The sequence below is a fragment of the Actibacterium sp. 188UL27-1 genome, assembly GCF_016901225.1.
Taxonomy (GTDB): Bacteria; Pseudomonadota; Alphaproteobacteria; order Rhodobacterales; family Rhodobacteraceae; genus 188UL27-1.
The window spans coordinates 171241-197880 of sequence record NZ_JAFEUL010000008.1; the positions used below are offsets into that span (position 1 = coordinate 171241).

The 26640-nt window shown below is 61.3% G+C and carries 28 protein-coding genes; 18 read left to right on the top strand and 10 right to left on the bottom strand.

Annotation, left to right across the window (positions count from 1 at the left end):
* Positions 1 to 454 precede the first annotated feature (454 nt).
* From mraZ to IU397_RS12780, 9 genes are read left to right on the top strand one after another with little or no spacing between them, the layout of a single operon-like run.
* Positions 455 to 961: a division/cell wall cluster transcriptional repressor MraZ gene (gene mraZ, locus IU397_RS12740; protein ID WP_204414071.1), complete on the top strand. Its 507-nt coding sequence runs from the start codon at positions 455 to 457 to the stop codon at positions 959 to 961.
* 3 nt (positions 962 to 964) lie between these two features.
* Positions 965 to 1948 (top strand): 16S rRNA (cytosine(1402)-N(4))-methyltransferase RsmH, encoded by a 984-nt coding sequence (gene rsmH / locus IU397_RS12745; RefSeq protein WP_204414072.1) that lies wholly within the window; start codon positions 965 to 967, stop codon positions 1946 to 1948.
* A 3-nt stretch (positions 1949 to 1951) separates the two neighbouring features.
* Complete coding sequence (locus IU397_RS12750) at positions 1952 to 2308, top strand: cell division protein FtsL (RefSeq protein ID WP_204414073.1); 357 nt, start codon at positions 1952 to 1954, stop codon at positions 2306 to 2308.
* Complete coding sequence (locus IU397_RS12755; RefSeq protein WP_204414074.1) at positions 2305 to 4116, top strand: penicillin-binding protein 2; 1812 nt, start codon at positions 2305 to 2307, stop codon at positions 4114 to 4116. The genes IU397_RS12750 and IU397_RS12755 overlap by 4 nt, the downstream gene beginning before the upstream one ends.
* 10 nt (positions 4117 to 4126) lie before the next feature.
* Positions 4127 to 5614, top strand: a complete 1488-nt coding sequence (locus tag IU397_RS12760) for a UDP-N-acetylmuramoyl-L-alanyl-D-glutamate--2,6-diaminopimelate ligase (RefSeq protein WP_204414075.1) — start codon at positions 4127 to 4129, stop codon at positions 5612 to 5614.
* Positions 5611 to 7032 (top strand): UDP-N-acetylmuramoyl-tripeptide--D-alanyl-D-alanine ligase, encoded by a 1422-nt coding sequence (murF, locus tag IU397_RS12765; RefSeq protein ID WP_204414077.1) that lies wholly within the window; start codon positions 5611 to 5613, stop codon positions 7030 to 7032. The genes IU397_RS12760 and murF overlap by 4 nt, the downstream gene beginning before the upstream one ends.
* 27 nt (positions 7033 to 7059) lie before the next feature.
* Complete coding sequence (gene mraY, locus IU397_RS12770; protein WP_204414079.1) at positions 7060 to 8145, top strand: phospho-N-acetylmuramoyl-pentapeptide-transferase; 1086 nt, start codon at positions 7060 to 7062, stop codon at positions 8143 to 8145.
* Positions 8146 to 8173: 28 nt separating this feature from the next.
* A complete protein-coding gene (locus IU397_RS12775; protein ID WP_370541676.1) occupies positions 8174 to 8572 on the top strand; it encodes an ACT domain-containing protein in 399 nt (132 codons plus the stop codon).
* On the top strand, positions 8569 to 9231 hold the full coding sequence (locus IU397_RS12780; protein WP_204414083.1) for an SDR family NAD(P)-dependent oxidoreductase: 663 nt from the start codon (positions 8569 to 8571) through the stop codon (positions 9229 to 9231). Before IU397_RS12775 ends, IU397_RS12780 begins: the two co-directional genes overlap by 4 nt.
* 16 nt (positions 9232 to 9247) lie before the next feature.
* On the opposite strand, the gene IU397_RS12785 is transcribed toward IU397_RS12780, so the two are convergent.
* Positions 9248 to 11092: a capsular polysaccharide biosynthesis protein gene (locus IU397_RS12785; RefSeq protein WP_204414085.1), complete on the bottom strand. Its 1845-nt coding sequence runs from the start codon at positions 11090 to 11092 to the stop codon at positions 9248 to 9250.
* A 159-nt stretch (positions 11093 to 11251) separates the two neighbouring features.
* Between IU397_RS12785 and IU397_RS12790 the strand changes: the two genes are divergently transcribed.
* The 3 genes from IU397_RS12790 to IU397_RS12800 all read left to right on the top strand — a co-directional run bounded on the left by IU397_RS12790 (position 11252) and on the right by IU397_RS12800 (position 12809).
* The gene (locus IU397_RS12790; RefSeq protein WP_204414087.1) at positions 11252 to 11860 is read left to right on the top strand and encodes a riboflavin synthase; all 609 of its coding nucleotides are present in this window, start codon (positions 11252 to 11254) and stop codon (positions 11858 to 11860) included.
* Complete coding sequence (locus IU397_RS12795) at positions 11857 to 12099, top strand: hypothetical protein (RefSeq protein WP_204414089.1); 243 nt, start codon at positions 11857 to 11859, stop codon at positions 12097 to 12099. Before IU397_RS12790 ends, IU397_RS12795 begins: the two co-directional genes overlap by 4 nt.
* Positions 12100 to 12305: 206 nt before the next feature.
* The gene (locus IU397_RS12800) at positions 12306 to 12809 is read left to right on the top strand and encodes an ATP-binding protein (RefSeq protein WP_204414097.1); all 504 of its coding nucleotides are present in this window, start codon (positions 12306 to 12308) and stop codon (positions 12807 to 12809) included.
* A 19-nt stretch (positions 12810 to 12828) separates the two neighbouring features.
* Here IU397_RS12800 and ribD read toward each other — a convergent pair whose 3' ends face one another.
* Together ribD and nrdR are read right to left on the bottom strand one after the other, a co-directional pair.
* Complete coding sequence (ribD, locus tag IU397_RS12805; protein WP_255569804.1) at positions 12829 to 13929, bottom strand: bifunctional diaminohydroxyphosphoribosylaminopyrimidine deaminase/5-amino-6-(5-phosphoribosylamino)uracil reductase RibD; 1101 nt, start codon at positions 13927 to 13929, stop codon at positions 12829 to 12831.
* A complete protein-coding gene (gene nrdR / locus IU397_RS12810; protein WP_204414101.1) occupies positions 13926 to 14393 on the bottom strand; it encodes a transcriptional regulator NrdR in 468 nt (155 codons plus the stop codon). The genes ribD and nrdR overlap by 4 nt, the downstream gene beginning before the upstream one ends.
* A gap of 232 nt (positions 14394 to 14625) precedes the next feature.
* Here nrdR and IU397_RS12815 point away from each other — a divergent pair, with 232 nt between their 5' ends.
* From IU397_RS12815 to nusB, 4 genes are all read left to right on the top strand, one after another.
* Complete coding sequence (locus IU397_RS12815; RefSeq protein WP_204414103.1) at positions 14626 to 15192, top strand: hypothetical protein; 567 nt, start codon at positions 14626 to 14628, stop codon at positions 15190 to 15192.
* 434 nt (positions 15193 to 15626) lie between these two features.
* Positions 15627 to 16736: a 3,4-dihydroxy-2-butanone-4-phosphate synthase gene (gene ribB / locus IU397_RS12820; RefSeq protein WP_204414105.1), complete on the top strand. Its 1110-nt coding sequence runs from the start codon at positions 15627 to 15629 to the stop codon at positions 16734 to 16736.
* Positions 16736 to 17287: a 6,7-dimethyl-8-ribityllumazine synthase gene (locus IU397_RS12825; protein ID WP_204414107.1), complete on the top strand. Its 552-nt coding sequence runs from the start codon at positions 16736 to 16738 to the stop codon at positions 17285 to 17287. Before ribB ends, IU397_RS12825 begins: the two co-directional genes overlap by 1 nt.
* Complete coding sequence (gene nusB / locus IU397_RS12830) at positions 17284 to 17739, top strand: transcription antitermination factor NusB (protein ID WP_204414109.1); 456 nt, start codon at positions 17284 to 17286, stop codon at positions 17737 to 17739. Before IU397_RS12825 ends, nusB begins: the two co-directional genes overlap by 4 nt.
* A gap of 35 nt (positions 17740 to 17774) precedes the next feature.
* Here the strand turns inward: nusB and IU397_RS12835 are convergent, their stop codons facing one another.
* Together IU397_RS12835 and IU397_RS12840 are read right to left on the bottom strand one after the other, a co-directional pair.
* The gene (locus tag IU397_RS12835; protein WP_204414111.1) at positions 17775 to 18983 is read right to left on the bottom strand and encodes an MFS transporter; all 1209 of its coding nucleotides are present in this window, start codon (positions 18981 to 18983) and stop codon (positions 17775 to 17777) included.
* A 350-nt stretch (positions 18984 to 19333) separates the two neighbouring features.
* Positions 19334 to 19900 carry a cytochrome b gene (locus tag IU397_RS12840; protein ID WP_204414113.1) on the bottom strand — a complete coding sequence of 189 codons (567 nt, stop codon included), beginning with the start codon at positions 19898 to 19900 and terminating at the stop codon, positions 19334 to 19336.
* Between the two features lie 470 nt (positions 19901 to 20370).
* On the opposite strand from IU397_RS12840, the gene IU397_RS12845 reads away from it, so the two are divergent.
* The gene (locus tag IU397_RS12845) at positions 20371 to 21570 is read left to right on the top strand and encodes a hypothetical protein (protein ID WP_204414115.1); all 1200 of its coding nucleotides are present in this window, start codon (positions 20371 to 20373) and stop codon (positions 21568 to 21570) included.
* A gap of 49 nt (positions 21571 to 21619) precedes the next feature.
* Here the strand turns inward: IU397_RS12845 and IU397_RS12850 are convergent, their stop codons facing one another.
* The 4 genes from IU397_RS12850 to metA are packed head-to-tail and all read right to left on the bottom strand — an operon-like array spanning position 21620 to position 25061.
* Complete coding sequence (locus tag IU397_RS12850) at positions 21620 to 22237, bottom strand: TetR/AcrR family transcriptional regulator (protein ID WP_204414117.1); 618 nt, start codon at positions 22235 to 22237, stop codon at positions 21620 to 21622.
* Positions 22230 to 23099 (bottom strand): polyphosphate kinase 2, encoded by an 870-nt coding sequence (gene ppk2, locus IU397_RS12855; protein WP_204414119.1) that lies wholly within the window; start codon positions 23097 to 23099, stop codon positions 22230 to 22232. The genes IU397_RS12850 and ppk2 overlap by 8 nt, the downstream gene beginning before the upstream one ends.
* A gap of 47 nt (positions 23100 to 23146) precedes the next feature.
* On the bottom strand, positions 23147 to 24112 hold the full coding sequence (locus tag IU397_RS12860) for an alpha/beta fold hydrolase (RefSeq protein ID WP_204414121.1): 966 nt from the start codon (positions 24110 to 24112) through the stop codon (positions 23147 to 23149).
* A gap of 10 nt (positions 24113 to 24122) precedes the next feature.
* Entirely contained in the window at positions 24123 to 25061 is a 939-nt protein-coding gene (gene metA / locus IU397_RS12865; protein ID WP_204414123.1) for a homoserine O-succinyltransferase, read from the bottom strand.
* A 108-nt stretch (positions 25062 to 25169) separates the two neighbouring features.
* On the opposite strand from metA, the gene IU397_RS12870 reads away from it, so the two are divergent.
* On the top strand, positions 25170 to 25739 hold the full coding sequence (locus IU397_RS12870; RefSeq protein ID WP_204414125.1) for a hypothetical protein: 570 nt from the start codon (positions 25170 to 25172) through the stop codon (positions 25737 to 25739).
* Here IU397_RS12870 and IU397_RS12875 read toward each other — a convergent pair.
* Positions 25721 to 26611 carry an ATPase gene (locus IU397_RS12875; protein ID WP_204414127.1) on the bottom strand — a complete coding sequence of 297 codons (891 nt, stop codon included), beginning with the start codon at positions 26609 to 26611 and terminating at the stop codon, positions 25721 to 25723. The two genes, IU397_RS12870 and IU397_RS12875, sit on opposite strands and share 19 nt — an antisense overlap.
* Between the last annotated feature and the right edge of the window lie 29 nt (positions 26612 to 26640).

Sequence of the window (26640 nt, forward strand, 5' to 3'; positions counted from 1 at the left end):
TAGCCGAAAAATACGGGAAAATGTGGGATTAGCATCAACGGGATATTTATACCCGTATGTAGTGGGTCTCTGGCAAAATTTATCAACATCTATGTGATTTTTAGCATTAATGCGGATTAGCTAACCGAATTTAGCCGCTGCTTCGCATATCTCTCCCATAGAAAACCTTTGAAACCCATGTTTTCCCATGTCATACCATAAGAGCGACATGAAGATGGATCTCCAACCGGGGCGCTCAACGACCCCAAGGCTAAAATAAGCAGGTTTCTTACAGGCTCCGCCTTCATCGCACCAAAGATCCGACGCCTGCGCGAGCAGACATCCCCCCAGGTGGCAAGGGCGATCGGACACACCCAGTGATGGGACGAGGGCGGCGGATTGGGCAGTGGCAGCAGCTCATTCCGCCGTTTCCGTGTCTAAGCATGAGTTTCGGGGGCAGTGAAGGAGAGCCGCTTTGGCGGTCAGGTTCAGAGGCGAAAGCCACCACAAGGTGGATGCCAAGGGGCGGGTCTCAATCCCGGCCGGCTTTCGCCGTGTGCTGGAGGCGGGCGACCCCGACTGGACCGATGGACTGAACCCCAACCTCGTCATTGTTTATGGACCCGCCAAACAGACCTACCTGGAATGTTACACGATCGAAGCCATCAACGAGGTCGATGACAAGATCGCGGCGCTTCCCCGCGGCAGCCAGCCGCGCCGCATGTTGGAGCGCATGTTCAACGGCCAATCCCACCCCACCAACGTGGATGAGACGGGTCGTCTGGTCCTGCCGCAAAAGCTGCGCGAGAAAATCGGCCTGACGGCGGAAGCTTTCTTTTTGGCCACCGGTGATACGTTCCAGATCTGGAACCCTGACACATTCGAGGCCGAAGAGGCTGCGAAGGCCGAGGAATGGCTTGACAGTTATCCCGATGACTTTGATCCGCTCACGCTGCTGGATCAGGGGCAGGGGGTCGCGTGATCGATGTCAGCCGCGTCCGCCACCGATGCTCCCCACCTGCCTGTCTTAATCGATCCGTTGATTGCCGGTGTGTCGCCGGTCGCCGGTATCTGGGTTGACGGCACATTCGGGGCTGGTGGGTATGCCCGCCGTCTGTTGCTGGCAGGTGCGGACCAGGTGCTGGGGATCGATCAGGATCCCAGCGCAATTTCGGCCGCCGCACCTATGGTCTCAGATTTTGACGGGCGGCTACAGATCGTCCAATCCCGGTTTTCCGATATGGCTGATATTCCGCAGGGGCCTGTCGATGGGGTTGTCTTGGATCTGGGCGTCAGTTCGATGCAGTTGGATGAGGCGGAACGCGGTTTTTCCTTCATGCGCGATGGGCCACTTGATATGCGGATGAGCCAGAATGGCCCTTCGGCAGCCGATTTGGTCAACACGGCGACCGAAGGCCAACTGGCCGATATCCTGTATCATTTTGGGGAGGAGCGCGCCTCTCGCCGGATCGCCCGGGCCATCGTCGCAGGACGCCCCTATCACACCACGCTTGCCTTGGCGGAGACGGTTGCCGGGTGCCTGCCGCGCCCAAAGCCGGGTCAGGTTCATCCCGCAACACGCAGTTTTCAGGCGATCCGCATCGCCGTCAACGATGAGTTCGGAGAGCTAATAAAAGGGTTGGAAGCAGCGGAGCAGGTTCTGAAACCCGGGGGTAAACTGGCCATCGTGACCTTCCATTCGCTGGAAGATCGCGTGGTCAAGCGCTTCATCGCTGCCCGCGCAGGGAGGAAGGGGGGCAGTCGCCATGCGCCTGAGGTTGCGGAGACGCCAGCAACACTGACCCCGCTGAGCCGCAAGGCCATCGCCCCGACGGACGAGGAGGTTGCGGCCAACCCTCGCGCCCGGTCGGCCAAATTGCGGATCGCGGTGCGCACGGCAGCCGCCGCTGGATCCGTGGATCGGACAGAGATGGGCCTGCCCGGCCCCGAGGATTGGTGGAGGACGTAACCCATGCGCAGCTTGTTCTACATTCTGTCGGCGGCGGCCGTGATGGTGCTGGCCTATTGGGCCTATCAGGAAAACTATCGCACCCAGGCGAGCCTTCGCGAGGTGTCACATCTGCAGGCTAATATCGCCAACCTACGGGAAACGCTTGGGATTTTGCGCGCGGAATGGGCCTATCTGAACCGTCCCGAGCGGTTGGCAGGGCTCGCGGATCTCAACTTTGAACGATTGGGCCTCGTCCCGCTGGAGGCTGCGCAGTTTGGTGAGATCGACCAGGTCGCATATCCGCCGCTGCCCGAGGCACCGGTGACCGAGCCTATCGATCTGCAAGGCATATTGCCAAATGTGGGGGAAACCGAATGACCGCTGACCGCATCGAACCCCCTGTCATCCGCAAACCGTTGCGCCCGCTGGCCAGTATTCTCAAAGCGCGCGCCACCGGGGCAAACCCAGATGAGATCGCGCGCGAGAATCTGCGCCTGCGCCATGAACAAAGCCGCGACAAGCTGCGCCTGCGGGCCGAGGGGCGGCTGTTCCTGCTGGGCGTGTGCTTTTTCTGCGCTTTTACGGTCATAGGCGTGCGCATGGGCCACCTTGCGGCATCCGAGCCATCGGAGCCACGCGCCCAGGCCAGCGGTGCTTCGATCATCGCGCAACGCGCGGATATCGTGGATCGCAACGGGCGGGTCTTGGCCACCAACCTGACCACCCATTCTCTTTATGCCCAACCACCGTTGATGGTTGAACCGCAGCGGGTCGCGGCTGAACTCGCCCGGATCTTTCCTGACCTGGACGAGGCGCGACTCGTCCGCGACTTCACCGGCAAGCGCAAGTTCATCTGGATCAAAAAGAAGCTGAGCCCCGAACAGATGCAGGTGGTTCACGATATCGGCGATCCGGGTCTTTTGTTTGGCCCGCGCGAGATGCGGCTTTATCCCAACGGCAAACTGGCGGCCCATGTGCTGGGCGGGGCCAGTTTCGGCCGTGAAGGCGTGCACTCGGCCGAGGTGATCGGGACGGCTGGTATCGAAAAGGCGTATGATGCGTTCCTGCGTGATCCAGGCCTTGGCGACTCGCCCCTGATCCTGTCGCTTGATCTGACCGTGCAAGCCGCCGCCGAGCAGGTGCTTTACGGTGGAATGAAGCTGATGAATGCCAAGGGGGCCAGCAGCGTCCTGATGGATATTCACACGGGTGAGATCATTTCCATGGCGTCGCTGCCGGACTTTGACCCCAATGACAGGCCGCGCCCCCTGACAACGGGGGATCAATCCGACAGCCCGCTTTTTAACCGCGCGGTCCAGGGCGTGTATGAACTGGGCTCGACCTTCAAGATCTTTACCGTGGCCCAGGCGCTGGAACTGGGGCAGGTCAATCCAAGCACCATCATCGACACCAAGGGCCCTTTGACCTGGGGCCGTCACCGGATCCGCGACTTTCGCTATTATGGTGATGAGTTGAGCGTCAGCGATGTCATTGTCAAATCCTCAAATATCGGGACGGCACGCATTGCATTGGGGATCGGTGCCAAACGTCAGCAGGAGTTTCTGCAAACCCTCGGCTTCTTTGAACCCACCCAGGTCGAACTGATCGAAGCGCCCACCGGCAAACCGCTTTTGCCCAAGCGGTGGTCCGACATCTCGACCATGACCGTGAGTTATGGCCACGGGCTCAGCTCGTCGCCCCTGCATCTGGCGGCCGGATATGCTTCGCTTTTGAATGGCGGGACACGGATCCGTCCAACATTGCTGCGTCAATCCGGGCCACAGCACGGTGAACGGGTGGTGTCCGCCGCGACGTCCGAAAAGGCGCGTATCATGCTGCGCAAGGTGGTCAAGGGCGGCACGGCCAGCTTTGGCGATGTCAAAGGCTACGCCGTAGGCGGCAAGACCGGTACGGCTGACAAACCCAAAGCCAGTGGTGGTGGCTATTACAAAGACAAGGTCATCGCCACATTCGCCAGCATCTTTCCGGCCCATGACCCCAAATATGTGTTGATCGTCACGTTGGATGAACCGGTTGAAACCAGTGGTCCGAAACCGCGCCGCACGGCCGGTTGGACCGCCGTGCCCGTCGCGGCCGAGATGATCCGCCGCACCGCGCCGCTGCTTGGTCTGCGGCCAGTGATTGAACCTACCCCCGATTTAAAGGTAATACGCGCCTCAAATTGAGGGGGTGATCATGGGCTTAGGCAAAGCGAAAGCACTCGCCCAGTTGGGTTTGACGGCCCAGGGCGGTCAGGAGGCCCGGATAAAGGGGCTGGCCCTAGACAGTCGGGGTGTGAAAGACAGCTTTTTGTTCGCGGCACTGCCGGGCACCCGTGTGCATGGGGGCGAATTCATCGAATATGCGTTGCGCATGGGCGCCTCTGCCATCCTGACGGACAGCCAGGGTGCGCGGATCGCGGCAGAGCATCTCAACGCGTCCCATGCGGCCTTGGTCATTGTCGAGGATCCGCGCCAGGCGCTGGCCTATGCCGCCGCCCTGTGGTCGGGGGCGCAGCCTGATGTAATGGTCGCGGTCACCGGCACCAACGGCAAGACCAGCGTGGCGAGTTTTGCCCGCCAGATCTGGTCTGCGCTGGGATTTTCCGCCGTCAATCTGGGCACAACCGGGGTCGAGGGCGCGTGGGAGGCACCGCTCGCCCACACAACACCGGATCCCATTACCCTGCATCGCGTCCTGTCAGAGGCTACCAATGCCGGGGTTACCCATGCCGCGATGGAGGCCTCGAGCCATGGTCTGGCGCAGATGCGGATGGACGGCGTGCGCCTGCAGGCGGCGGCTTTCACCAACCTCAGCCAGGACCACTTGGATTACCACGCTGATTTTGCCGAATACTTTGCGGCCAAGGCTGGTCTGTTTCGCCGTGTTCTTGGCCCCGATGGCAAGGCGGTGGTGCATATGGATGACGCGCGCGGCCCCGATATGGCGGAGGTCGCCGAGCTTTCGGGGCACGAGGTCATGCGTGTCGGGCGCAGCCGCGAAAACGACCTGGCCATTGTCGGGCTCAGATTTGACCAGACCGGACAGGATGTCCGGTTTGTCTATGGTGACATAACCCGGCAGGTGCGCCTGTCCTTGATCGGTGGCTTCCAGGCCGAAAATGTGATGGTGGCCGCCGGTCTGTGCATCGCAAGCGGCGCCGAACCGGCAGAGGTGTTTGCGGTACTGGATCAGCTTGGAGGCGTACGGGGTCGGATGCAACTGGCAGCCACGCGGGGCAATGGTGCGGCGGTCTATGTCGATTATTCCCACACGCCCGGTGCGTTATCGACAGCACTTCAGGCGCTGCGCTTGCATGTGATGGGGCGCATCATCGTGGTCTTTGGCGCAGGGGGGGACCGAGATCGGGGCAAGCGCATTCTGATGGGGCAGGCGGCCGCGGAATATGCGGATATCGCCATTGTCACCGACGATAATCCTCGAAGCGAGGACCCCGCCACCATTCGCGCCGCCGTCATGGAAGGCTGCCCCGATGCAACGGAAGTCGGCGACCGGGCCGAGGCGATCTTGCGCGGGGTCGACAATCTGGGCCCCGGTGACGCGCTGCTGATTGCGGGCAAGGGGCACGAGACGGGCCAGACCGTTGGGGAAACTGTCTATCCATTTGATGATGTTGAGCAGGCCAGTGTTGCCGTCATGGCGTTGGATGGACAGGCCCTGTGACCCCCCTTTGGACCAGCACGACTGCCGCAGAGGCCACGGGCGGGCAGGCTTTCGGGGATTGGGAGGCTACCGGTGTCTCCATCGATACGCGCACCCTTCAGTCTGGCGATCTGTTTGTGGCCCTGGCAGATATCCGCGATGGCCATGATTTCGTGGCGGATGCCCTGGCAAATGGGGCTGCCGCCGCGCTGGTCAGTAAGATCCCGGATGGCGTGGCGGATACCGCGCCCTTGCTGATCGTTGCAGACGTCCTGCGCGCGCTGGAGGATCTGGGCCAGGCCGCCCGTGCCCGCATGACGGGCAAGGTCATCGGTGTCACCGGGTCCGTCGGCAAGACCTCCACCAAGGAGATGTTGCGGGCGATGCTCACCGGGCAAGGGCACGTCCATGCAGCTGAGAAAAGCTATAACAACCACTGGGGCGTGCCGCTGACGCTTGCCCGGATGCCTGCCGACACGGATTATGCGGTAATCGAGATCGGGATGAACCATCCCGGGGAGATTGCGCCGCTCGCCCGACTGGCCGATCTGGATGCGGCAATGATCACGACAGTTGCGGCTGCGCATCTTGAAGCCTTTGGGAGCATCGAAGGGATCGCCCATGAAAAGGCCGCGATCATGGATGGTTTGCGACCGGGCGGCGCGGCGGTGCTGAATGCCGATTTACCGACCTCCGAGATCCTGTTCGACAAGGCCCGCCGGACCAGCGCGCAACCCATCGGATTTGGTGAAACCGCTGGCCAGGCGCGTCTGCTGGACGTGCGTCTGGTCGAACGGCGCACGATCGCGCGCGCCGCGATCGAGGGCCAACAGATCGTGTTCAAACTGTCCAGTGCTGGGCGTCACTTTGCCCAGAATGCCCTCGGCGCACTGGCGATGGTCCAGGCGGTTGGCGCTGATTTGGGCCGTGCGGTTGTCGCACTAGGGCATTGGCAGCCCGTCGATGGGCGTGGTGTGAGCGAACGCCTGATCCTGGACGAGATCGACCCCGAACTGGCCATCGATCTGATCGATGATGCCTATAATGCCAACCCGGCCTCTGTCGGGGCCGCGCTGGACATGCTTGCCGCGACCCGCCCGCTGGATGATGTGGGGCGGATCGCGCGCGGGCGCCGGATCGCTGTTCTGGGCGATATGCTGGAACTTGGCCCGACAGAAGGCGATCTGCACGCGGCGCTCGCCACCCATCCATCGATGAAGGCCGTAACCACCGTCCATTGTGTGGGATCCCGCACCAAGGCTCTGTGGGAGGCGCTGCCGCCCCATCAGCGGGGCAGGGCCTACAAAACCGCCGATAAACTGGCCGCCGAAATGCCGCGCCTGCTGGATGCGGGCGACGTTGTGCTGGTCAAGGGCTCGTTGGGGATCGGTCTGAAGGTCGTCGTTGACGCCATCCGCAAATTGGGTCATCCGGCCTGACAAACCCATAAAAAGGGGCAGTGTGTCATGTTGTTCTGGTTGAGTGAGTTCTCCGATGGCGGCGACATCTACAACTTGTTTCGCTACATCACGTTTCGGGCAGGCGGTGCGTTTTTTACCGCGCTGATCTTTGGTTTTCTCTTTGGAAAGCCGCTGATCAACTTGCTCAGACGCAAGCAGAAACATGGCCAACCCATCCGCGAAGACGGCCCTGCCAGCCATATCGAGACCAAGGCCGGGACCCCGACGATGGGGGGGCTGCTGATTCTGAGTGCGCTTGTGGTGTCGACCTTGCTATGGGCCAGAACGGACAATGTCTATGTCTGGATCACGCTGCTGGTGACAGTGGGTTTTGGCATTATCGGTTTCATGGATGACTACGCAAAAGTTAGCAAAAACAATAATAAAGGCGTTTCTGGCAAGGTGCGACTGGGTCTTGGATTTCTGATCGCGGCGCTTGCATCGGGGGCCGCTGCATATTCGCATCCGCCTGAACTGACCAACCAGCTCGCTGTGCCGGTTTTCAAGGATGTTTTGCTCAACCTCAGCCTGATCTTTGTGCCTTTCGCGATGATTGTGATTGTGGGTGCGGCCAATGCCGTGAACCTGACAGACGGTTTGGACGGGCTGGCGATTATGCCGGTCATGATTGCCGCGGGCACCTTGGGCGTGATTGCCTATGTCGTGGGACGGGTCGATTTCACCGACAGCCTGGGCCTACACTATGTGCCTGGCACGGGGGAGCTTGTGGTCTTCACCGCTGGTCTGATCGGTGGGGGGCTGGGCTTTTTGTGGTACAATGCGCCGCCTGCTGCGGTCTTCATGGGTGATACGGGATCCCTGGCCCTTGGCGGCGCTTTGGGCGTTATCGCGGTGGCCACCAAACACGAGATCGTTCTGGCCATCGTCGGTGGCCTTTTCGTATTGGAGGCCATGAGCGTCATCATCCAGGTCCTTTACTTCAAAAGCACGGGCAAGCGGGTTTTCCTGATGGCCCCCATCCACCACCATTTTGAAAAACGCGGCTGGGCTGAACCGCAGATCGTCATCCGGTTCTGGATCATCTCGTTGATCCTGGCACTGGTCGGTCTGGCCACGTTGAAGATCCGCTAATGCTGCACGGCGGGCTTTCAGTAGTGATATGACGCCGATTCATGAAACTCAGGCAATGATCGCAGGCATGGATCCGGTGCGCCTGTCTGGCGTGGTTAGGTTCTGCACCCTTACAGATCGACAGGTTGTCGCCGCCGCGCTGCCCCATGCCCGCGCCATGGTGCGGGAGGAGGAAGGCATCACCCTGATCCTGCCCGTTGATCACCCCGCGGCCCTTGGCTCAGACAGCCCGTCGATGATCCAGATCACGCTTCAGGTGCAGTCCGCGCTGGACGGGGTTGGTCTGACTGCAGCCGTGGCCGATGCCTTGGCTCAGGTGGGTATCCCCTGCAATGTGATCGCGGGCCATCACCACGATCACATCTTTGTCCCGGAAGATCGGGCGGATATGGCCGTGGCGGCCTTGCGCGCCCGGGCCGCATCATGAGGCCGCGTCGCGCGCTTGTCACCGGCGGCAATCGCGGCATCGGGCGAGCCATCGCCGCCGGTCTGGTGGCTCAGGGGCATGCGGTCACTATTACCGCGCGGACCCAACCCGATGGGCAGGAAGCGGCTGAGGCCTTGGGATGCCAGTACATGCTGACTGATTTGTCCAACCCGGAAACGATGATGGGTGTCCTGCAACCGCCCGAAGGCTTTGATATCTTGATCAACAATGCCGGGATCCTGCCAAGGGGATCGCTGCTTGAGAACCCGGAAGGGTACTTTGATTGCATGGCCGTCATGGTCAACGCGCCTTTCCTGCTGATCCAGGCCCTGGCGCCGGGCATGGTCGATCGGAGATGGGGCCGCATCGTCAATATTTCCTCCGACTGGGGTAGCTTTGCCGAAGGGTTGCACGGCCCCAACGCCTATGGGGTTGCCAAGGCTGCGTTGAATGCATTGACCATGACCCTGCCACGGGATCTGCCGGCTGGCGTCAAGGTCAATGCAATGTGCCCGGGCTGGGTCCAGACCCGCATGGGCGGTGCCGGTGCCACACGCACACCTGAGGACGCAGCCGACACGGCCGTATGGCTGGCCAATCTGCCCGATGATGGGCCAACTGGCGGGTTCTTTCGTGATCGAAAACCGCTGAACTGGTGACACATCAGGGTGTGTTTCAGGTCTGTAATTGGTCCAGCACAACCTCAATCGGGCATGGTTGACCGCTGATCTGGTCCTGGTATCGCGGATAGTCGATCAGCGCCGCGTGGATCAATCCGCGCAGATCAGGTTGCGCGCCCCGTCGTGCGGGGCATTCAGACAGATCTCGGGTCAGGCCCCATCCGGCATAAAATGGCAGGCCCAGGCATGTCACGGGTGTCTGGCGCAACAACACCTCCAACCCCTGGGGGGCCGCGATTGTCCAGACCTCCTCCACAGCATCAATCGCCGCGCTCAGCCCGTAATCGGTCAATACGACATCGGCCTTGTCGCGCAGCCCCTCATCAACCAAGCCGCCTTTGGGTCGGTAAACCAGGACCGCATCGGGTGAGCGCTCCCGCGCGGCGTACAACAGATCCTGATCCGTCAAGCGGCCATGTTCCTCGGGCGTGGGGCCACCCTCACCCAGGATCAGAATGCGCTGTCCCCCCGGCAGATCGGGGTCAGGATCGCAATCATCCCGCGCCTCAAACAGGCCGATCGCCCGCAGCCGGTCGGTAACGCGTTCGGCCCGGCGCAGATCGGCTTCTGGCAGGTCAGCCGCGGCCGCGATCAGGCGCTCCAGGCGGCTCTCCTCGCGCGGGTCGTTCCAGTGGCCCAGATCGTCGCGCAGTAGGGAAAGCGGGGTAGGGGACGGTCGCAGAAAGCCAGGCCCGACGCGGATCAGGGGGCGGCGGGCCATGGCGGTCGCGGCCTCAAGCGCCTCATCGGTCTGGCTTTGCCATGCCAGGACGGGTCGGTCGGTTTGCATTGCCATATCAACGGCTTCGGTGGCATTTCCAACCATTTTAACAGGGCCAGGATTGCCCATAAGACCGGTGACCAGACCATGCTTATCGGGGCTGATGCCGACGGCGACATAGCCCTTGGCATCCTCGCGCAGCGGGCGGACCTGCGTGGCGAGTGTATCGATCACCTGTTCGATCTCGCACAGGCGGTCGCGCAAGGGATCGTACCAGACCGGGTACAAGATCATGGAGGCCGCAAACATCTGGGCGCGGGTCAGGTTCCGGGTGCGGCGCGGCACGGGGTTTTCGTCTTCGGTCAAGCCCCATCCGCTATAGAACGGCTGGCCAAACACCCGAGGTTTGTGGCCAGACAGGATCGCCTCGAACCCCAAATCGGCGCTGACCGTATAGACCGCGACCGCACCTTCCAACAGCCTCCAGGGAGAGACGGGACGGTCACACAGGGTGATCTGCCGCTGGACGTCATCCGGGCCGTAATGGCCCACGCCAGGGGCGGTTTTGATCACGATGCGCCGGTTCGGATTTTCGATCTGCGCGACGGTCAGCGCCTCCCGAAATGTTGTGCTGGAGGCCGCGGCCTCTTTAATCGCGGGCTCTTTGCGCGGTTGATCCAGGACAAGGATATAACCGGGATCGGGCACTGGCAGATCAGGATCGAAGTCGTTGCTTTGGCTCAGACTATAACGTTTCAGCCGGGTCATCGCGGCGCGGGCCCTGTCCAACAGCGCCGTGTCGTCCAGCGGTGCTGTGGCCAACAATTGCTCTAGGTCTGAACGTCGGCTGCTGCCCAGATGGGGGCCGCCCTGGTCAAGCATCAGGCCGAACGGCGCAGCACCCGGGCCCGGCAGGCCAAGGGGGGCCGGTTCGATCCAAAGCGGGCGCGTGCCCTCAACCGGGTCACCGGCGCGCAGGCCTGTGTGATCGTGGTCGGCGACAGGATCCATGGGCTCTGCCCACCCGGTAAGGGTAAGGATGCGTTTGACGCAAGGCGTTGATAAAAAACCGGTATCTGGCAGATGCAACGGGCCCGGTTTGACTTTGACCTCAGCCATGGTGATCGGTCCCCGAGGGGCCGCGAACAGGAACAGGTGATTTCACCGGGTTTGGCCTCCGATCCGGGATGTTGCGCCAAGCTGTCAGAAAAGTGGGGCGGGCGAAAGTCTTGCCCTGCGCCCCCGTGGTGGCTAGGTCTGCGCAAAAGGGAGACCGCAATGTTCACAGGCATCATCACCGATATCGGCGAGGTTCGCGCCCTTGATCCCAGAGGTGACCTGCGCGCCCGGATCGGGACCGGCTATGATACGCAAGGCATTGATATCGGAGCATCAATTGCCTGTGACGGCGTTTGCCTGACCGTGGTCGAGACGGGCGATGACTGGTTCGATGTCGATATCTCTGCCGAGACATTGGCGATGACCAATATCGGCGGGCCCGAGCCCAAGAACCATGGCTGGCAGTTGGGTCATCGGATCAATCTGGAACGCGCCTTGAAGGTTGGGGACGAATTGGGTGGGCACATCGTGTCGGGCCACGTGGATGGTGTGGCACATGTTGTGGGCATGGAGGAGGAAGGCGATAGCACCCGCGTCACCTTTGAAGCGTCAGCGCCCCTTGCACGGTTCATTGCGCCCAAGGGGTCGGTCGCGTTGAACGGCACGTCGCTGACCGTGAACGAGGTCGAGGGCGCACGATTTGGCATCAATTTCATCCCCCATACCAAGACGGCTACCACATGGGGTAGCACCATGGTCGGCGACGCCATAAACCTTGAGATCGACACGTTAGCCCGATACGTCGCGCGGCTGGCTGAGACGGCATGAAAGCGGTCGTCATACGCTCCATCAACGACCCATCTGAACAGCGCTGTATCGACATTCGCCGCCATGGTGATGGCAGTTTTGAATGGCTGGAATGTCGCCGTGATCCTGAAGATCCCCATGGCTGGCGTGTCCTGGGTGGGGAAGACGGATTTGCCAGTGTCGATGATGCCCTGAACGCGGCCCGCGACGCGGCACCCTGGTTGCCAGCCGACCCTGTTGCGGGCGCGGCGAAGCGTTAATCCACCGCGCGGATGAATGGCCAGTCTGGAACGGCCGCCCGGGATTTTGCCCCTAACGCCCTGAAACACAGGCAAAATGGGCATGCAGAATGGATGCATATTCCATACACAATCCATACATACGCCATGTAGCAAAGTGGTGGTTAGCAGACCGGGCGGCCGACCATGTGTTAATGTCGCCCGGTATGGCGTTGGAGGCATTTAGCATGGCCGTCTTGCATCTGATCGAGGGGCCGGTGGGGGCTGGCAAGACAACCTATGCCATGGATCTGGGGCAGCGTTTGCGGACACCCCCGCTGGTGCTGGATGCCTGGATGGTCACCCTCTTTCGGCCAGACCGGCCCGAGACGGATCTGTGGACCTGGTATACCGAGCGCAAGTTGCGCTGCATTGATCAGATCTGGTCGGTCGCGGTCGGGCTGCTTGACCATGGTCAGGACGCGATTGCCGAGCTTGGCCTTGTGCGCGGCACGGACCGGGCGGCGATCTTTGCCCGCGCTGCCGAATACGGCGTTAAGCTGCGGATCCATGTTCTTTACAGCCCGCAAGAGACGCGCCGCGAGCGGGTTGCCGCGCGCAATACCGTGCAGGGGCCGACCTTTGCCATGGTCGTTTCCCCCGACATGTTTGAGGCGGCGTCGGATATGTGGGAGCCGCTGACGCCTGCGGAATGCGCGGGGCAGGATGTCCGGTTTATCGCCTCGACATGAGAACTGCTGCTATCGCGCGTCAGGCGCGGTGCCATGTGGCCACAATGTCGGGGCCCATGGCACGGTGCTCCTGCAAGGTGTACCGGCGTGCCTCGGCCAGACGATCAAGCCCCATGGCGCCAATGGCCGGTTGCCCCTCCGCCCCCAGGGCGAGACCGGCCGTGCCGGTGATCAACCTGTCCACGACATCGGCGTTCAGCAGTGCCGCGGCAAAGGCACCGCCCCCTTCACAGAAAACCCGGGTCAGCCCCTGCTGGGCCAGGGTTTGCATCAGACCCCCTGGGTCGATTTGGCGATCTGGGCCAATGGGGGTAGGCAAGCAGAGGGCGCCCAGATCTTGCCACGCCGTTACCAGGGCCGGGTCCGCGTCGGGGCCGTGGCAGATCCAGACCGGCGTCTCGCGCGCTGTCCGGGCCAGTTTCCCGTTGAGTGGTACATCGATCCGGCGGGAGGCCACCACGCGCACCGGCTGATACGTGACGCCAAGGTCCCGGACGGTCAGTTGCGGATCGTCGGCACGCGCCGTTCCGGCACCGACCAGCACCGCATCGTGGTCGGCCCGCAGGGCATGGGCATAGCGGCGGGCCTGTGGCCCCGTGATCCACTGGCTTTCCCCGGTCGCGGTGGCGATGCGACCGTCAAAGCTGGTTGCGAGTTTCAAGGTCAGAAACGGACGGCCTTCGGTTATCCGTTGCAGAAAACCGGCCTGCAAAGCGGTGGCCTGGTCGCGCAGAACGCCCATGTCGACCGTGATGCCCGCCTTGCGCAGACGGTCGATCCCGGCGCCATTCACACGCGGATCGGGGTCGGAGAGGGCAACGACGACCCGGGCCAAGCCGGCCGCGATCATCGCATCGGCACAGGGCGGGGTTTTGCCATGATGTGCGCAGGGTTCCAGTGTGACATAGGCCGTACCACCGGTGGCCGCCGTGCCAGCCCGGGCTAAGGCAACGGCTTCGGCATGGGGGCGCCCGCCGGGTTGGGTCCATCCGCGGCCCACCACGCGGGTCCCTTGGGCGACGACGCAGCCCACGGCCGGATTGGGCCATGTCCGACCAAGCCCGCGGCGCGCAAGGGACAGGGCCAGCGCCATAAAGCGCCGGTCCTGCGCTGGGCTCAACTGTCTGACGCGTCTTCCGGGCGCAGCTCGCTCACGAATTTGTCGAAATCGTCGGCGGCCTGGAAATTCTTGTAAACACTGGCAAATCGGACATAGGCGACCGTGTCGATCCGGGCGAGGCTTTCCATCACGATCTCGCCGATGACTTTGCTGGGAATGTCGGTTTCCCCCATGCTTTCCAGGCGCCGTACGATGCCGGATATCATCTGGTCCATGCGCTCGTGATCGACAGGGCGTTTCTGCAGGGCGATGCGGATCGAACGTTCCAGCTTGTCCCGGTCGAAATCCTCGCGTCGGCCGTTGGACTTGATCACCACCAGATCGCGTAGTTGCACCCGTTCATAGGTAGTAAACCGACCGCCACAGGCCGGGCAGAACCGTCGGCGCCGGATGGCGACATGGTCCTCGGCGGGCCGAGAATCCTTAACCTGAGTGTCGACATTGCCGCAAAACGGACAGCGCATTGCGTCCCCCTTCACCTGTCTTCATGGGGCTGACACCCCGTTCATCCACTGTGACTATAGGAGCGCCTCTAGGATTTGGGTAGGGTCCATCTGCCACCACACAACCTTGATGATGCACAAAGGATGCACATTGGCGCCCCGTCCCGCGGTCGGGCGGGTTTGGCGCCCGGTGCTGGCGCCTGCTGGACATGGGGGCTAGGGTACTTTCCGCAGGGTAAGCGAGGGTTTTGACATGGCAGGTATCGGACATAATCAGGGGCCCACGATGGAGCGGGGCGCGTCATGGCGGCGCCATTGCTGGCGTACCGCGCGGGCTGAGTTGTTGCCGCAGATGCCGTTGAACGTTATCCGCCGCCGGGTCAAACGGGCGCGTGAATTGGGACTGGATTACAAGACCTATGCCAGCTTTCGCGCGGCCACGGGGCGCGATATCGTGGCTTTGTTGTTTTCCAGCAATGCATTGCGTGTGATCCGGCCCGGTGATGTGGTGCCAGAGACCCGACACGCGCATCTGATCGCGACGCGCGGTGTGGAGCACAGGGTCATTGCTCAACCTCCCCTGGACCCGGATACGTTGGTCGCGCGGTTGGCGGGGCAGGGCATCGACGTCACTGCGGTGGTCAAGGCACCGGGCTTTCAGGCGAACTTCCCCACCGTCCGCGCTGCCATGGACCGGGTGCGCGGCACGGTGCCTGGCGATGCGGTCCTGTTGATTGGCGACACCGCGATCGAGCGTGGCTGGTGTGCCGCCGGAAAGCTTGCGGGTTTCGTTCCTTCCGAACGGTATTTCGGCGCCTAGCTCCAGCTTCGAAAGAGGTAGCGTCCTCCTTTTGATGTGTTCGGCGGTGATGCTTGTCAGGATGCTGCGGTGATGGGCCGGTTTCTGGTAAATGTGAAACGACATAAGGCTATCCACGTTTCGCGATGCGACGCGGGTTCGGATAGCTCCAACACCCATATAATCGTTGAACCCAATTCGACCCAGTGACGTTGTCCCGGCGCGATGGCGCATGTTCGGCTGTCAGAGCCCGACATTGCGCGCGAATGTGGCATCGGTGCGATGGCCGATAATCACGGGGCGAGCTTCCCTCCCCCAGATGGGGGAGGGATTGAGGGAGGGGGATTACAGATCTCGGAAAGGATAAACCAACGCTGCGGCAAATCTGTCTGGGTCTTTCCAACGCGAGCGGGCTGGGCTATCTGCGGCCCGTTGACGTGCAAGGGGAGCCCCTCGTGACCAGCCCGGAAAGCCACTATGCCGATGCAATCTCATCCGTGGATGAGATCATCGAGGATGCCCGCAATGGGCGGATGTTCATCCTTGTGGACCATGAGGACCGGGAGAATGAGGGCGACCTGGTGATCCCGGCCCAGATGGCCACGCCAGATGCCATCAACTTCATGGCGACCCATGGGCGCGGGCTGATCTGCCTGGCCCTGCCCGGTGAGCGGATCGATGCGCTGGGCCTGCCTCTGATGGCGTCCCACAACTCCTCCCGGCACGAGACGGCCTTCACAGTCTCGATCGAGGCGCGCGAGGGGGTGACCACCGGAATTTCCGCTGCTGACCGGGCCCGCACCGTCGCCGTTGCCATCGACTCCAGCGTCACCGCCACGGATATTGCCTCTCCCGGCCATGTGTTTCCGTTGCGCGCCCGTGATGGCGGCGTTCTGGTCCGCGCGGGTCATACCGAAGCCGCCGTCGATGTCAGCCGCCTGGCGGGCCTCAACCCCTCTGGTGTGATTTGCGAAATCATGAACGAGGACGGCACCATGGCCCGCCTGCCGGACCTGGTGGCCTTTGCCCAGCTTCACAACCTCAAGATCGGTACGATCAGTGACCTGATCGGTTACCGCCGCCGCCATGACAATCTGGTCCGCGTCCGAGATCGCCAGACCGTGACCAGCGAGTTCGGGGGCGAATGGGAATTGCGCATCTACACGGATGAAACCCAGGGCGCCGAACATATTGCCCTGATAAAAGGCGATATCGAAACGGCGGATCCCGTTCTGGTGCGGATGCATGCCCTCGACCCGATGCTGGACGTGGTCGGCATGGGAGGTACGGGCCGGGCAGCCGAATTCGGCGACGCCATGCGCCTGATTGCGGAGGAGGGTCGCGGCGCACTTGTCCTTTTGCGTGATCTCCACATGAAACTGGCCGCGGCGAGCGAGGTCTCTCCGCAAACCTTGCGCCAATACGGATTGGGGGCGCAGATCCTATCTTCTCTTGGCCTGTCGAAACTCATCCTGTTGACAAACTCCCCGACACCCAAGGTTGTGGGGCTGGAAGCTTACGGGCTTGAAATCGTCGGCACCCGCAAAATTTCGGAGATCGGCTGATGGCCACCAACGAAACCCACTACACGCTGCCTCGACCGGATTTCAAAAAGCCGGTCAAGGTGCTGCTCGTCGTCGCCCCCTATTATCGCGACATCGCCGATAATCTGGTCAAGGGCGCGGCAGCGGAGCTTGACGCCGCTGGTGCCACCCATGAAGTGATCGAAGTGCCCGGCGCGCTGGAAGTGCCCACGGCAATCCGCATCGCCCACCGGCAAAGTAACTTCGATGGTTTCGTGGCCCTGGGCTGTGTGATTCGCGGTGAGACCACGCATTACGAAACGGTCTGCAACGATAGCAGCCGGGCAATCCAATTACTGGGCCTCGATACGGCCTGCATCGGCAATGGCATCCTGACGGTCGAGAATATGGATCAGGCCGTTGCCCGCGCTGACCCCGATGGCCAGAATAAGGGTGGCGGGGCCGCAGCCGCCGCGCTCCACCTGATCGCCCTGACCCGGCGGTTCGGGAAGGAAGATCGGGGGATCGGTTTTCTGCCCAGCCGCGATGAATACAAACTCGCCGGTGATCCGGACGGCACCCCCACCGCATGACCGACAAACGCCAGATGAAGTCGGCAGCCCGGCTTTACGCCGTCCAGGCCCTGTTCCAGATGGAGGCATCGGGCCAAACGGTCGAGGTCACCCAGACCGAGTTCGAAGATCACCGGTTTGGGGATGCACATGAACTTGGCGAACTGGCCGAGGGCGATGTGGATCTTTTCCGGCAACTGATCGATGACGCGGTCAATCACCAGGCCCAGATCGACCAGATGACCGACCGCGCCTTGGTCGCCAAATGGCCGATCAACCGGATTGATCCGACGCTTCGTGCCCTTTTTCGCGCCGCAGGGGCCGAACTGACCCAGGCCAAAACCCCGCCCAAGGTCGTGATCGTCGAATTCGTGGACATCGCCAAAGCATTCTTCCCCGAAGGTCGGGAACCCAAATTCGTCAATGCCGTGCTTGACCACATGGCGCGTGAAGCCAAGCCCGAAGCGTTCTAATCTACACATTTGGCTGCTGCATTTTGGGGAAACGCCTAAACCACCCGCCGCAGCCCGAATGCCGCCAGCCCCACCACAAGCATGACCGACCCACCCAAGACAAATGCGGCACCTATGGAAAAAGCGGCTGCGACCAGGGCCCCGATAAAGGGCGCGGTCAGAAGGGCGACCGTGTTCACAGCCTCGCTCAACGCGGTGATCTGGCCGATGGATCGCTCTGGGCAATGGGTCTGCATCACCGTGCGAAACGGGATAACGGAAAGGGCCGCCATTACCCCCAAACCGCCCCAGGCAGACAGGAAAACCGGCAGACTCGGCGCGATCCCAGACATCTCGGTCACGCCGATACCAATCGTGATCAGTCCGGCCAGCGCGGAAGCGGCCGCGACGGTCAGAAAGGGGCGCACCGCATCGCCGATCAATGTCATCCCGGCAGAGCCCAGAACACCGCCCGCGCCAACGGCGGCCAGGGCATATCCAAAAAGGATCGGATCAAATCCCAGATCCCGCGTGAGCGGAGCGATCAAAGTGTCATAGAAAAACATCGCGAAATATCCCCCGGCCATGAGCCCAATCGCTGACTTCAAGGCGAAGCTTTGTGACACATCCGACAGGCCGCTACGGATTTGCGCAAAACTGCCCACCGCGCCGGGGCCGTCGCCTGCTTGTGGTGCGGGTGGTAAGGCGTGCAATCCCACATAGATCGCGGCGGCAAGCAGCGACACAACGGCATTCAGGGCAAATATCATCTGCGGAGAGATCCAGATCAGCAACGCGCCACCCATGGCGGGCGCGATGATCTTGGAGGTCTGGTTGATCCCATGGCTCAGCGCATTCGCCCGGGTTCGGGTGGGCCGCGTGGTCAGGGCCTGGATCGCGGATTGCTTCGCTGGTGTGAAGAATGTGTCAATACAGCTTCGGATCGTGATCACGACCATCAAGGTCGGCCAATCCGGCGCGACGCACAACGCGGCGGTGGCAACAGCGCGGCCGACATTGCTCCAGATCAAGACGGTCCGCGTGTCGCAGCGATCGACAAACGCTCCTGCAAAGGGTCCGATCAGCAGATAGGGCAGCCCCATGCTGACCGCGAGGATGGCAAAAACAGGGGCACCCACAGCCCAGGTAAACGCGAGCGTCGCGCCAATTGCGACAAAGTCCAGCCAATCCGCGAAATCCGCCGGGACCTGCCCCAAAAGCAACCGGCGCAATCCGCCCTGTTTGGTGTCCGAATTTGGGGTCATCCCGTGACGCTATGCGGTTCGCCCATGCAGGCCAAGGGGGCGGCCTGACCTACGGATGATCACTGGCCACCACGCTCTTGCGTCATCCGCAACCTGCTGCGCATCAAGGCAAGAGGCAAGTCCCATTCAGACGTGGCCCAAAGAGTTGCTATACCTGCCTAAGTTCATGTTTTTATTAGCATTACAGGGATATTTCCCAACCTACACGCTGTGGTCCCTACTGCTAAACCCCAACCGGATCCGGGCCAACTCGATCCCCATTATGTGTTCAGAAATATCCCCGCCGGAGGCACAGAATCTGACCAGTGCTCCATCCATCACGGCGACCGGACTTCACCGCAAAGACGGTCCTAGTCGCCTTTTCGCGGGAGCATGCGCTTGATCAAGCCGTCCTTCACGATGAACTGATGGCGCAGCACCACAACAAGATGACCGAGGATCGCGGCCAACAGCGCGTAGCTAAAGATGATGTGAACCCACTTTGTCAAAAAGGCGAGGCTTTCCCATTTGCCGATGGGGTTGTCCATCTTCCATACCCCAAATAACAATACGCCGTAACCCCCTGACATCACGTAGATATACCCGCTGATGGGCATCACGAACATCGACAGATACAAAAGCTGTTCAGCCCGGTGGATAAAGCGTTGCTCGCCTGCTGTCAGCGTTGGGGCCCAGTCGGGCAGACGCCCCACTTGCCGGTTGATCAGCCGCACGACCGCAATCACCAAGGCGACCAGCCCCAGGGATTTGTGCCAGTTGTAATAAAATCCCCCGTTCTGGCCAAACAGGGTCTCCCCACGTCCCAGGGCCAGCATGATATTCGCGCCCACATATTGCAGGGCAAACAGCAGCACGATCAACCAGTGGAACAATTTGGTCAGGGCGCCATAGCCCTCCTTGGTGTTGACGATGCTCATCCTGCGTTGCTCCTTGGCCAATCCTGGGTCGTGCAATGATCCTACAGTGTCGTCCAACGGCCTGTCGAACAATAGAGAAAAGGCGAGCCCCGGATGGCACTACGACACGGGGGATGATGCGTTGGCGCGACAGGGCTGGGCAAAATTGATCCTCGCGTCGGGCCGCCGACCCGATGGTTAAGCTCGGTTCAGGTGAGGCGTCGTGCCCGCCAATTGCAGCCTTCGTTCAATGGCATCCACGGGCATTTGGACGGGAAGAACAGGCCCGGCCATCGCCACTGCGCATCCCGGTATCCTTCAGGGTGATGCAACCGTGACACGATCCACCATCGGTTCTGCGAAGATCCGCCACATGCTGAAATGAATGCTTCTCGTTTTTTGCAACTTTCGGGCCGACACGTTACTATCGACGTGTCGAACCTTGATAGCGCAACTTTTGTTATCAAACGATCAGCCGGGGGGCGGAGTGAATGTCAAAATCGACGGATGAAACGCCTGATCCGGTGACAGAGCCAGCGGATGATGGGCGCAACATCGACAAGCTGCTGGCCTCGTCGAATTGGGAGCGGCGGTTGGCCGAGGCGCGCGCGCGGCGGGAACGGGTGCTGGCCGAAAAGGGTGGGCCCGATATACAGCCGATGCCCAAGCCACCCGGTTTCGATGAAGTCGCCCATCAGACCACATCGCGCCCCGCGGGCATACGTGCAACTCTGACTGGTGTCGCGCTGCCATCGCTGCTGGGCCGGACTAAGTCATGGGTAGTGGGTTTCCGACCACGCGGGCTGACAGATGCTTGGGCTCATTGGCGCGGGGTGGCCTTGGGGCGTTCCGCCGGGGGAGAAACCGCCTGGATCGGTCGCAATGTAATGATTGCCATGGCCTGTTGTTCCAGTCTTGGCTTTGGCCTCGCGCTTGGCTTTGGTCTGGTGCTCAGCGTCAATGGCATGTCGCGGTCCAATGCGGCTGATATGGCGCAACTTGATCCGGAAATCGCCACGGAAAGCGTCACCACCGATGTTGCGGTGCAGGATGGGACGACCGATGCCGAGCAGCCTACCCCGGCCGTCATGGCGGCACCGGAAATTGTTCCGCGCCCTGACAATATGCCGTCAACCGATGATGCCGACGGGGACATTGCGGTTGCCGAAGCCCCCGCAGCTGTTCCGCGCACGATTGACATATCGCGGCCAACGGCTGTCGTGTCTCCGGCCCGGTTGCCGTCCAGCGATGTGATCCGCGCGGCTGATTCCAGCCTTGCCGACCGGATGACCGGCACGGATGCAGAAGATTTTCGCCTATACGTTTACGCCCCGGACAGTGTGACCGACACGGCGCTGTCTACACAGATGGCACTTTTGGACAGTACCGGATTTCCGGTAGCTGATCCGCAGCGGATCAGCCTGCGAATCTCGACCCCGCATATCCGGTACTACAATGGCCAGGATGCCCTCGTGGCCCAGGCGATTGCCCGCGATATGGGAATCGAGGCGCGAGATTTTACGCGGCAAACCAGCGGGTCCCTCGGCCGGATCGAGGTTTGGCTCGACGGGACGTCGACAAGCCGGGCGGGCACGACCGTTCGCTCCACCAAGGCACGCAGTCGAAGCGTGTCCAAACCGTTGCGCGACTTGCGTCGCCTTCGTAATCACCTGGCTCGCAAGCTGCGCTGAATCACTGTTATGACGGCCTGCGAAATATAATCGGCCTGGCGCGTGGCCCTCAATTATCTGGTTTGATCAGGCCAAGCCCGCGCAGGTAGATGCCGATTCCGGACTCCAAAAGATCTTCGGGCGGAAACGGGGTGCGTGCGCCGGGGGCGCCGCGGGCGAAAAGCTCGACCACGCCGTGGCTCATCGCCCAGATATGGGCAGAAAACATCGAGGCAGGCGGTCGTTTGTCCGCCGGAATATGCTCGGACAGCTGAGTTGCCGCGCGTTCCAGCACGTCTGAGGCGCGGGCGGCAACAAGGGCCAGATCAGGATCGCTGTTCAGGTTCACGCCGCTTTCGAACATCGCCTGGTAATGGCCGGGATATTTGCGGGCAAAGGCAAGATAGGCGCGACCGGTCGCCTCGAAACTCGCCATGGCCGAGGGCTGGCCGCTGTTGTAAGCGTATTCCATCAGGTCGGCGAAGATGTCGTAACCTTGTTTGGCGATCTCGGCGATGAGATCTTCGCGTCCCTCGAAATGGCGATAAACGGCGGCTGGCGTCACGTCGGCGGCTTTCGCGGCTTCGGACAGTGTAAAACCCTGGGGGCCCTTCGCCTCGATCAGCTTGAGCGCTGCATCGACAAGGGCCTGGCGCAGATTACCGTGGTGGTAGCCGCGTTTAGGCATCCCACACCACGGGGCCACCGGCAATGTTTGGGTCCAGATCGCCGAGTTTCTTGGTATCCTTGCCGGTATAGTTCAGATGGCTGAGTACGGCGCGGATGCCGTTGATACGCGCGCGACGCTTGTCATCAGAGCGAATGACGGTCCAGGGTGCTTCGGCCGTGTGGGACCGGTCTAGTGTTTCGCGGATGGCATTGGAATAGGCGTCCCACTTTTTCAATCCTTCGACATCGATCCAACTGAGTTTCCATTGCTTAAGCGGGTCGGCTTCGCGATCAAGAAAGCGGCGCAGTTGCTCTGCCCGGCCCACGTTTAGCCACAGCTTAAAGAGGTGGATGCCCTCGCTGACCAGCATACGCTCGAAAGGACAAACCTGCTGGAAGAAATGTTCGCGCTCTTGCGGGGTGCAAAAGTCGAAGACATGTTCGACCACACCGCGGTTGTACCAGGATCGATCAAAATAGACGATTTCGCCACCGGCGGGCAGGTGATCGATGTACCGCTGGAAGTACCATTGGGTCGCCTCGCGCTCATTCGGCTTGGACAGGGCGACAACCCGGGCACCGCGTGGGTTCATATTTTCCCGAAAGCGTTTGATCGTGCCGCCTTTGCCGCTTGCGTCGCGGCCTTCAAAGACAATCGCGATCCGTGCCTTGGTGTCCTTGGCCCAGGCCTGCATCTTAACCAACTCTATCTGTAGATCTTCGAGTTGGGCCTCGTAGTCGCCTTTGTCCATCCGGTCGTCATAGGGATAGAGCGGGTTGAGGATCCGATCCTTCTTGGCGTCTTTGATTGCCTTGCGGACGTCGTCCGGTGCATCGCTTTGATAAAACTCAGAGATGGCGCCATCAAAGGGCAAGGTCATGGAAGGTCCTTTCGCGGGTGCCGCGCCTTTATGCCGATCAGGGGGCTTTAGCGCAATCCGGCGCGGGAAGCTGCGCGGTCGATCGCATCGGCGACGGCCTGCGGGTCGGCATGGTGGGGCATGTGACCAATATCGGGCAGGACTGTCAGATTTGCCCCTGCGATCTGCTGGGACAGCGGTTGTGAATGGATGGTCAACGGCACGATGGTGTCGGCATCCCCGTGGATGATTTCGGTGGGAACCGCGATGTTTTGGTATTGCGGCACCATCTGCCGGATCTCACCCTTCAGGCTCCGCCGCTCGCGGGCATTGACGCGCAACGTCTCTCGTCGCAGGGAAAGGCCTGACCCGACATGGGTGATATAGCCGTCAGGCGCAGCTTGCGGCGCAAAGATCCCTTTTACGGCGGTATCCACCCGCTCGTCCGAGACAAAGGCCGTGATCACGGGGACAACCGTTGCGCCACCCAGGCGGGTGCCCGTTACGCGGTACAGCGGATCGATACCGCCCTCCCATACCTGGGACGCAGCGGCGGTGGTTACCAAAGCTGCGATATTGTCAGGCCGGGTTGTCGCCCAAGCCAGCGCCACGGCGCCCCCATAACTATGGCCCAGCACAATCGGTTTTTCGGCGCCCAATTGGGCTGCAGCCGATTGCAAGACAGCGGCCTGGTCAAAGATCGTGCCATCCTTGCGCGGCAGCGCGGCGGACCAGCCAAAGCCGGGCCTGTCGAGCACGATCACGCGGTAGCGGTTCGCCATGCGGCCCATCAGATCAAAGGTGAAATCACGGGTGTTGCCGCTGGCCCCGTGGATCAGCACCAGGTCGGGGCCGCTGCCCTGGATGACGGCATGGATGGTCGTGGTGCCCACGGTCAGCAACTGACCCTCAGGTGGATAGGCCTGTTCGGCCACGCGTTCCGCCCGGTCGGCCCGTTGGTCCACATAGACCCCGCAACCGGCAGTAATGCCCACAAGAGCCGTGGCGGTGATCAACAGTTTTGACATGCGCATCGTCTGGGTTTTACGTCCTGAGGTCCGTCGATTGTTGTCCGATCAGCGTCTCATCGAACGGAGTGGTCAAGTAGACCTCGCTGATCCAATTGCCATACAGAAGATGCGCGTGGCTGCGCCAGCGGTTCAGAGGCGCGTTGGCGGGGTTGTCATCGGGGTAGTAATTGCGCGGCACCTTGACGGGTTTGCCATTGGCCGCGTCGCGGTCATATTCGTCCTTCAGCGTATCGCTGTCATATTCGAAATGGTTAAAGATATAGAGGGCACGGTGGGTGGGATCCTCAACCAGGCAGGGGCCGACCTGATCGCTGCCCAACAAGGTGCGCAGACCCGGAGCGGCTTCGATCTCGGGCTCGCGTATTTCAGTCCAGCGGCTGACGGGTATGACAAATTCATCTGAAAATCCCCGCAGGTAGGGGGAGGTCGGATCGAGGTTGCGGTGCTTAAAGCAACCGAACGCTTTTTCGCCCAGCATGTGCTTGTCGACGCCGTGGAAATGGCTGATCATCGCCATGCCGCCCCAGCAGACACCGAAGGTTGCGTGGACGTTGGTCTGGGTCCAATCCATCACCTGCTTGAGTTCGTCCCAATAGGTGACCTCGCTATAGGGCAGATGCTCGATCGGGGCACCGGTGATGATCAGGCCGTCATATTTCTGATCCCGCACGTCGGCGAAAGGGCGATAGAATTCATCCATATGGGCCGCGTTTGTGGTCTTGGCCTGATGTTCGGTCATGCGGATCAGGTGCAATTCGATCTGCAGGGGCGTGGCCCCGATCAGACGTGCGAACTGTGTTTCGGTCTGGATCTTCTTGGGCATCAGGTTCAACAAGGCGATGCGCAAGGGACGGATGTCTTGGTTCCGCGCCCGGCCCGCTGCCATCACCATCACGCCTTCGTCGCTGAGGGCGCGATAGGCGGGCAGAGTGTCAGGCAGGGTGATGGGCATGGTGCTCTCCGATTTCAGAAGATCCGGAATAAAGTGGTTGGGCGGTAGTCTCAAGGCCCCGGTCGCGTGCTAGGCTGACGTTTGCGCGACCAGATAAAGGGGTGTGACATGAAGCTTTCGGGGATCAGCATTGGCACGGCGATCAGTGCGATAGCGACCGCAGCGGTAGCGCAGGAAGACCCCATGGCACTTCAGCGTTGCGTCTGGGCGTGCTTGGCAAACTCGCCTGGCGCGGCCAGTGCGCAGTATCACCAATGCGTTGACCGACGGTGCAATGCGGCCAAGCCCACCCGAACGGAGCCGCAAAGTTGGACGGCGGGCGTAACACCAGGTGGGACGGGGCGTTATGTCAGCCTCGTTTCCGCGGACCGCCAGCGTAGCCTGACCTATCTGTGCGACCCGGCAGGGCAGAGCTACCTGATGCTTGATCAAAACGTCGACGGTCCAGGCGGGGATATGGCCGTGCAGGTGGATACTGTTCGGTATCAGGTCACGTTCGCGCGGATCCAGGATTTCCTGTTAGCCCCAGCGACCCCCAATGCCCCGGTGCTCGCGGCCCTGAAACGTGGGCAGACAGCCTACCTGTTGCGAACCGATGGATCGGTTCTCGCGACGTTGCGGCTGTCAGGAGTGGCGGGGGCATTAGATGCCGCGATTGGTCACTGTTTTCCAGCCTGATCGTCCAGGGCTGTTGCAATCAGGGTGATCAGATCGTTTTCGGATCGGACCAGTGCGACGTTATCTGCTGACAATGTAATACCCCAGTTTTGCGCCATCGCAGCATAGCGCGGCTGGCGATGGGCCAGGAGCCGGGCAAAAGCCCAACGGATAAAGTCATCGGGATCAACATCGCCTTGTTCGATATTGTTTTCATTCAAATATTCACCCCAAACACGGGTCAGAAAATCAGGGTTAAAGTAAAGTGGTTTGGGTGCTTTGTCGAACCGGCGTACCAGCTCGGCCGTGTGATCATCGGACCCTTTGATCCAGACGAGGAGCATGGCACCCGATAGGGCGGTCAAGACCGGATCGTTGCTATCCTGCGGGGCCACCACCTCGCAGATAGACCCGCCGCTGTCGCAGATGAAATGGCTGTATCCGTATAGCTCCCGCGCGCGCTCGATGAACCGGGGTGTATCGAGCAAGGCATTGACCTCGGCCTGACGATGCTCTTCCTGGCGCTTGCGGTAGTCCTCCCAGGTCAGGCCGCCACGTGCCGGATCGCCGGGCTTGCCCAGATACATCGAGAGCGGCGCGAGATTGTCGAATGTGATGTTAGAGGCGATGTAGATCGAATCGGTTCGCAGCAGTTGCGCCAAGGCCGGGATCTTCATCGCCTCGCGTTTGAAACTGTCCGCGATCAACTCTCCCATGTACCGGGTGCCGATCCGGTAATCGACCGAGTAGTGAAACCAGCCACCATCGGCGCGCAACATGTTGGAGGCGTAGGTCTTCCCCAACCCCGACATGCCAAAGAGCATGAGCCGCTTTTCGGAGGCAGCCAACCAGTCGGCACTGCTGGCATAGGCGAGGGGGGCGAAACGGTCCATACGCGTTGGTATCTGGCACGCCTTGACCT

Excerpts from the sequence above, each read along its gene's own strand:
- rsmH (WP_204414072.1), top strand. The coding sequence starts at position 965 with ATGTCAGCCGCGTCCGCCACCGATGCTCCCCACCTGCCTGTCTTAATC.
- IU397_RS12750 (WP_204414073.1), top strand. The coding sequence starts at position 1,952 with ATGCGCAGCTTGTTCTACATTCTGTCGGCGGCGGCCGTGATGGTGCTG.
- IU397_RS12755 (WP_204414074.1), top strand. The coding sequence starts at position 2,305 with ATGACCGCTGACCGCATCGAACCCCCTGTCATCCGCAAACCGTTGCGC.
- IU397_RS12760 (WP_204414075.1), top strand. The coding sequence starts at position 4,127 with ATGGGCTTAGGCAAAGCGAAAGCACTCGCCCAGTTGGGTTTGACGGCC.
- mraY (WP_204414079.1), top strand. The coding sequence starts at position 7,060 with ATGTTGTTCTGGTTGAGTGAGTTCTCCGATGGCGGCGACATCTACAAC.
- IU397_RS12775 (WP_370541676.1), top strand. The coding sequence starts at position 8,174 with ATGACGCCGATTCATGAAACTCAGGCAATGATCGCAGGCATGGATCCG.
- IU397_RS12780 (WP_204414083.1), top strand. The coding sequence starts at position 8,569 with ATGAGGCCGCGTCGCGCGCTTGTCACCGGCGGCAATCGCGGCATCGGG.
- IU397_RS12785 (WP_204414085.1), bottom strand. The coding sequence starts at position 11,092 with ATGGCTGAGGTCAAAGTCAAACCGGGCCCGTTGCATCTGCCAGATACC.
- IU397_RS12790 (WP_204414087.1), top strand. The coding sequence starts at position 11,252 with ATGTTCACAGGCATCATCACCGATATCGGCGAGGTTCGCGCCCTTGAT.
- IU397_RS12795 (WP_204414089.1), top strand. The coding sequence starts at position 11,857 with ATGAAAGCGGTCGTCATACGCTCCATCAACGACCCATCTGAACAGCGC.
- IU397_RS12800 (WP_204414097.1), top strand. The coding sequence starts at position 12,306 with ATGGCCGTCTTGCATCTGATCGAGGGGCCGGTGGGGGCTGGCAAGACA.
- nrdR (WP_204414101.1), bottom strand. The coding sequence starts at position 14,393 with ATGCGCTGTCCGTTTTGCGGCAATGTCGACACTCAGGTTAAGGATTCT.
- IU397_RS12815 (WP_204414103.1), top strand. The coding sequence starts at position 14,626 with ATGGCAGGTATCGGACATAATCAGGGGCCCACGATGGAGCGGGGCGCG.
- IU397_RS12825 (WP_204414107.1), top strand. The coding sequence starts at position 16,736 with ATGGCCACCAACGAAACCCACTACACGCTGCCTCGACCGGATTTCAAA.
- nusB (WP_204414109.1), top strand. The coding sequence starts at position 17,284 with ATGACCGACAAACGCCAGATGAAGTCGGCAGCCCGGCTTTACGCCGTC.
- IU397_RS12835 (WP_204414111.1), bottom strand. The coding sequence starts at position 18,983 with ATGACCCCAAATTCGGACACCAAACAGGGCGGATTGCGCCGGTTGCTT.
- IU397_RS12840 (WP_204414113.1), bottom strand. The coding sequence starts at position 19,900 with ATGAGCATCGTCAACACCAAGGAGGGCTATGGCGCCCTGACCAAATTG.
- IU397_RS12845 (WP_204414115.1), top strand. The coding sequence starts at position 20,371 with ATGTCAAAATCGACGGATGAAACGCCTGATCCGGTGACAGAGCCAGCG.
- IU397_RS12850 (WP_204414117.1), bottom strand. The coding sequence starts at position 22,237 with ATGCCTAAACGCGGCTACCACCACGGTAATCTGCGCCAGGCCCTTGTC.
- ppk2 (WP_204414119.1), bottom strand. The coding sequence starts at position 23,099 with ATGACCTTGCCCTTTGATGGCGCCATCTCTGAGTTTTATCAAAGCGAT.
- IU397_RS12860 (WP_204414121.1), bottom strand. The coding sequence starts at position 24,112 with ATGCGCATGTCAAAACTGTTGATCACCGCCACGGCTCTTGTGGGCATT.
- metA (WP_204414123.1), bottom strand. The coding sequence starts at position 25,061 with ATGCCCATCACCCTGCCTGACACTCTGCCCGCCTATCGCGCCCTCAGC.
- IU397_RS12870 (WP_204414125.1), top strand. The coding sequence starts at position 25,170 with ATGAAGCTTTCGGGGATCAGCATTGGCACGGCGATCAGTGCGATAGCG.
- IU397_RS12875 (WP_204414127.1), bottom strand. The coding sequence starts at position 26,611 with ATGGACCGTTTCGCCCCCCTCGCCTATGCCAGCAGTGCCGACTGGTTG.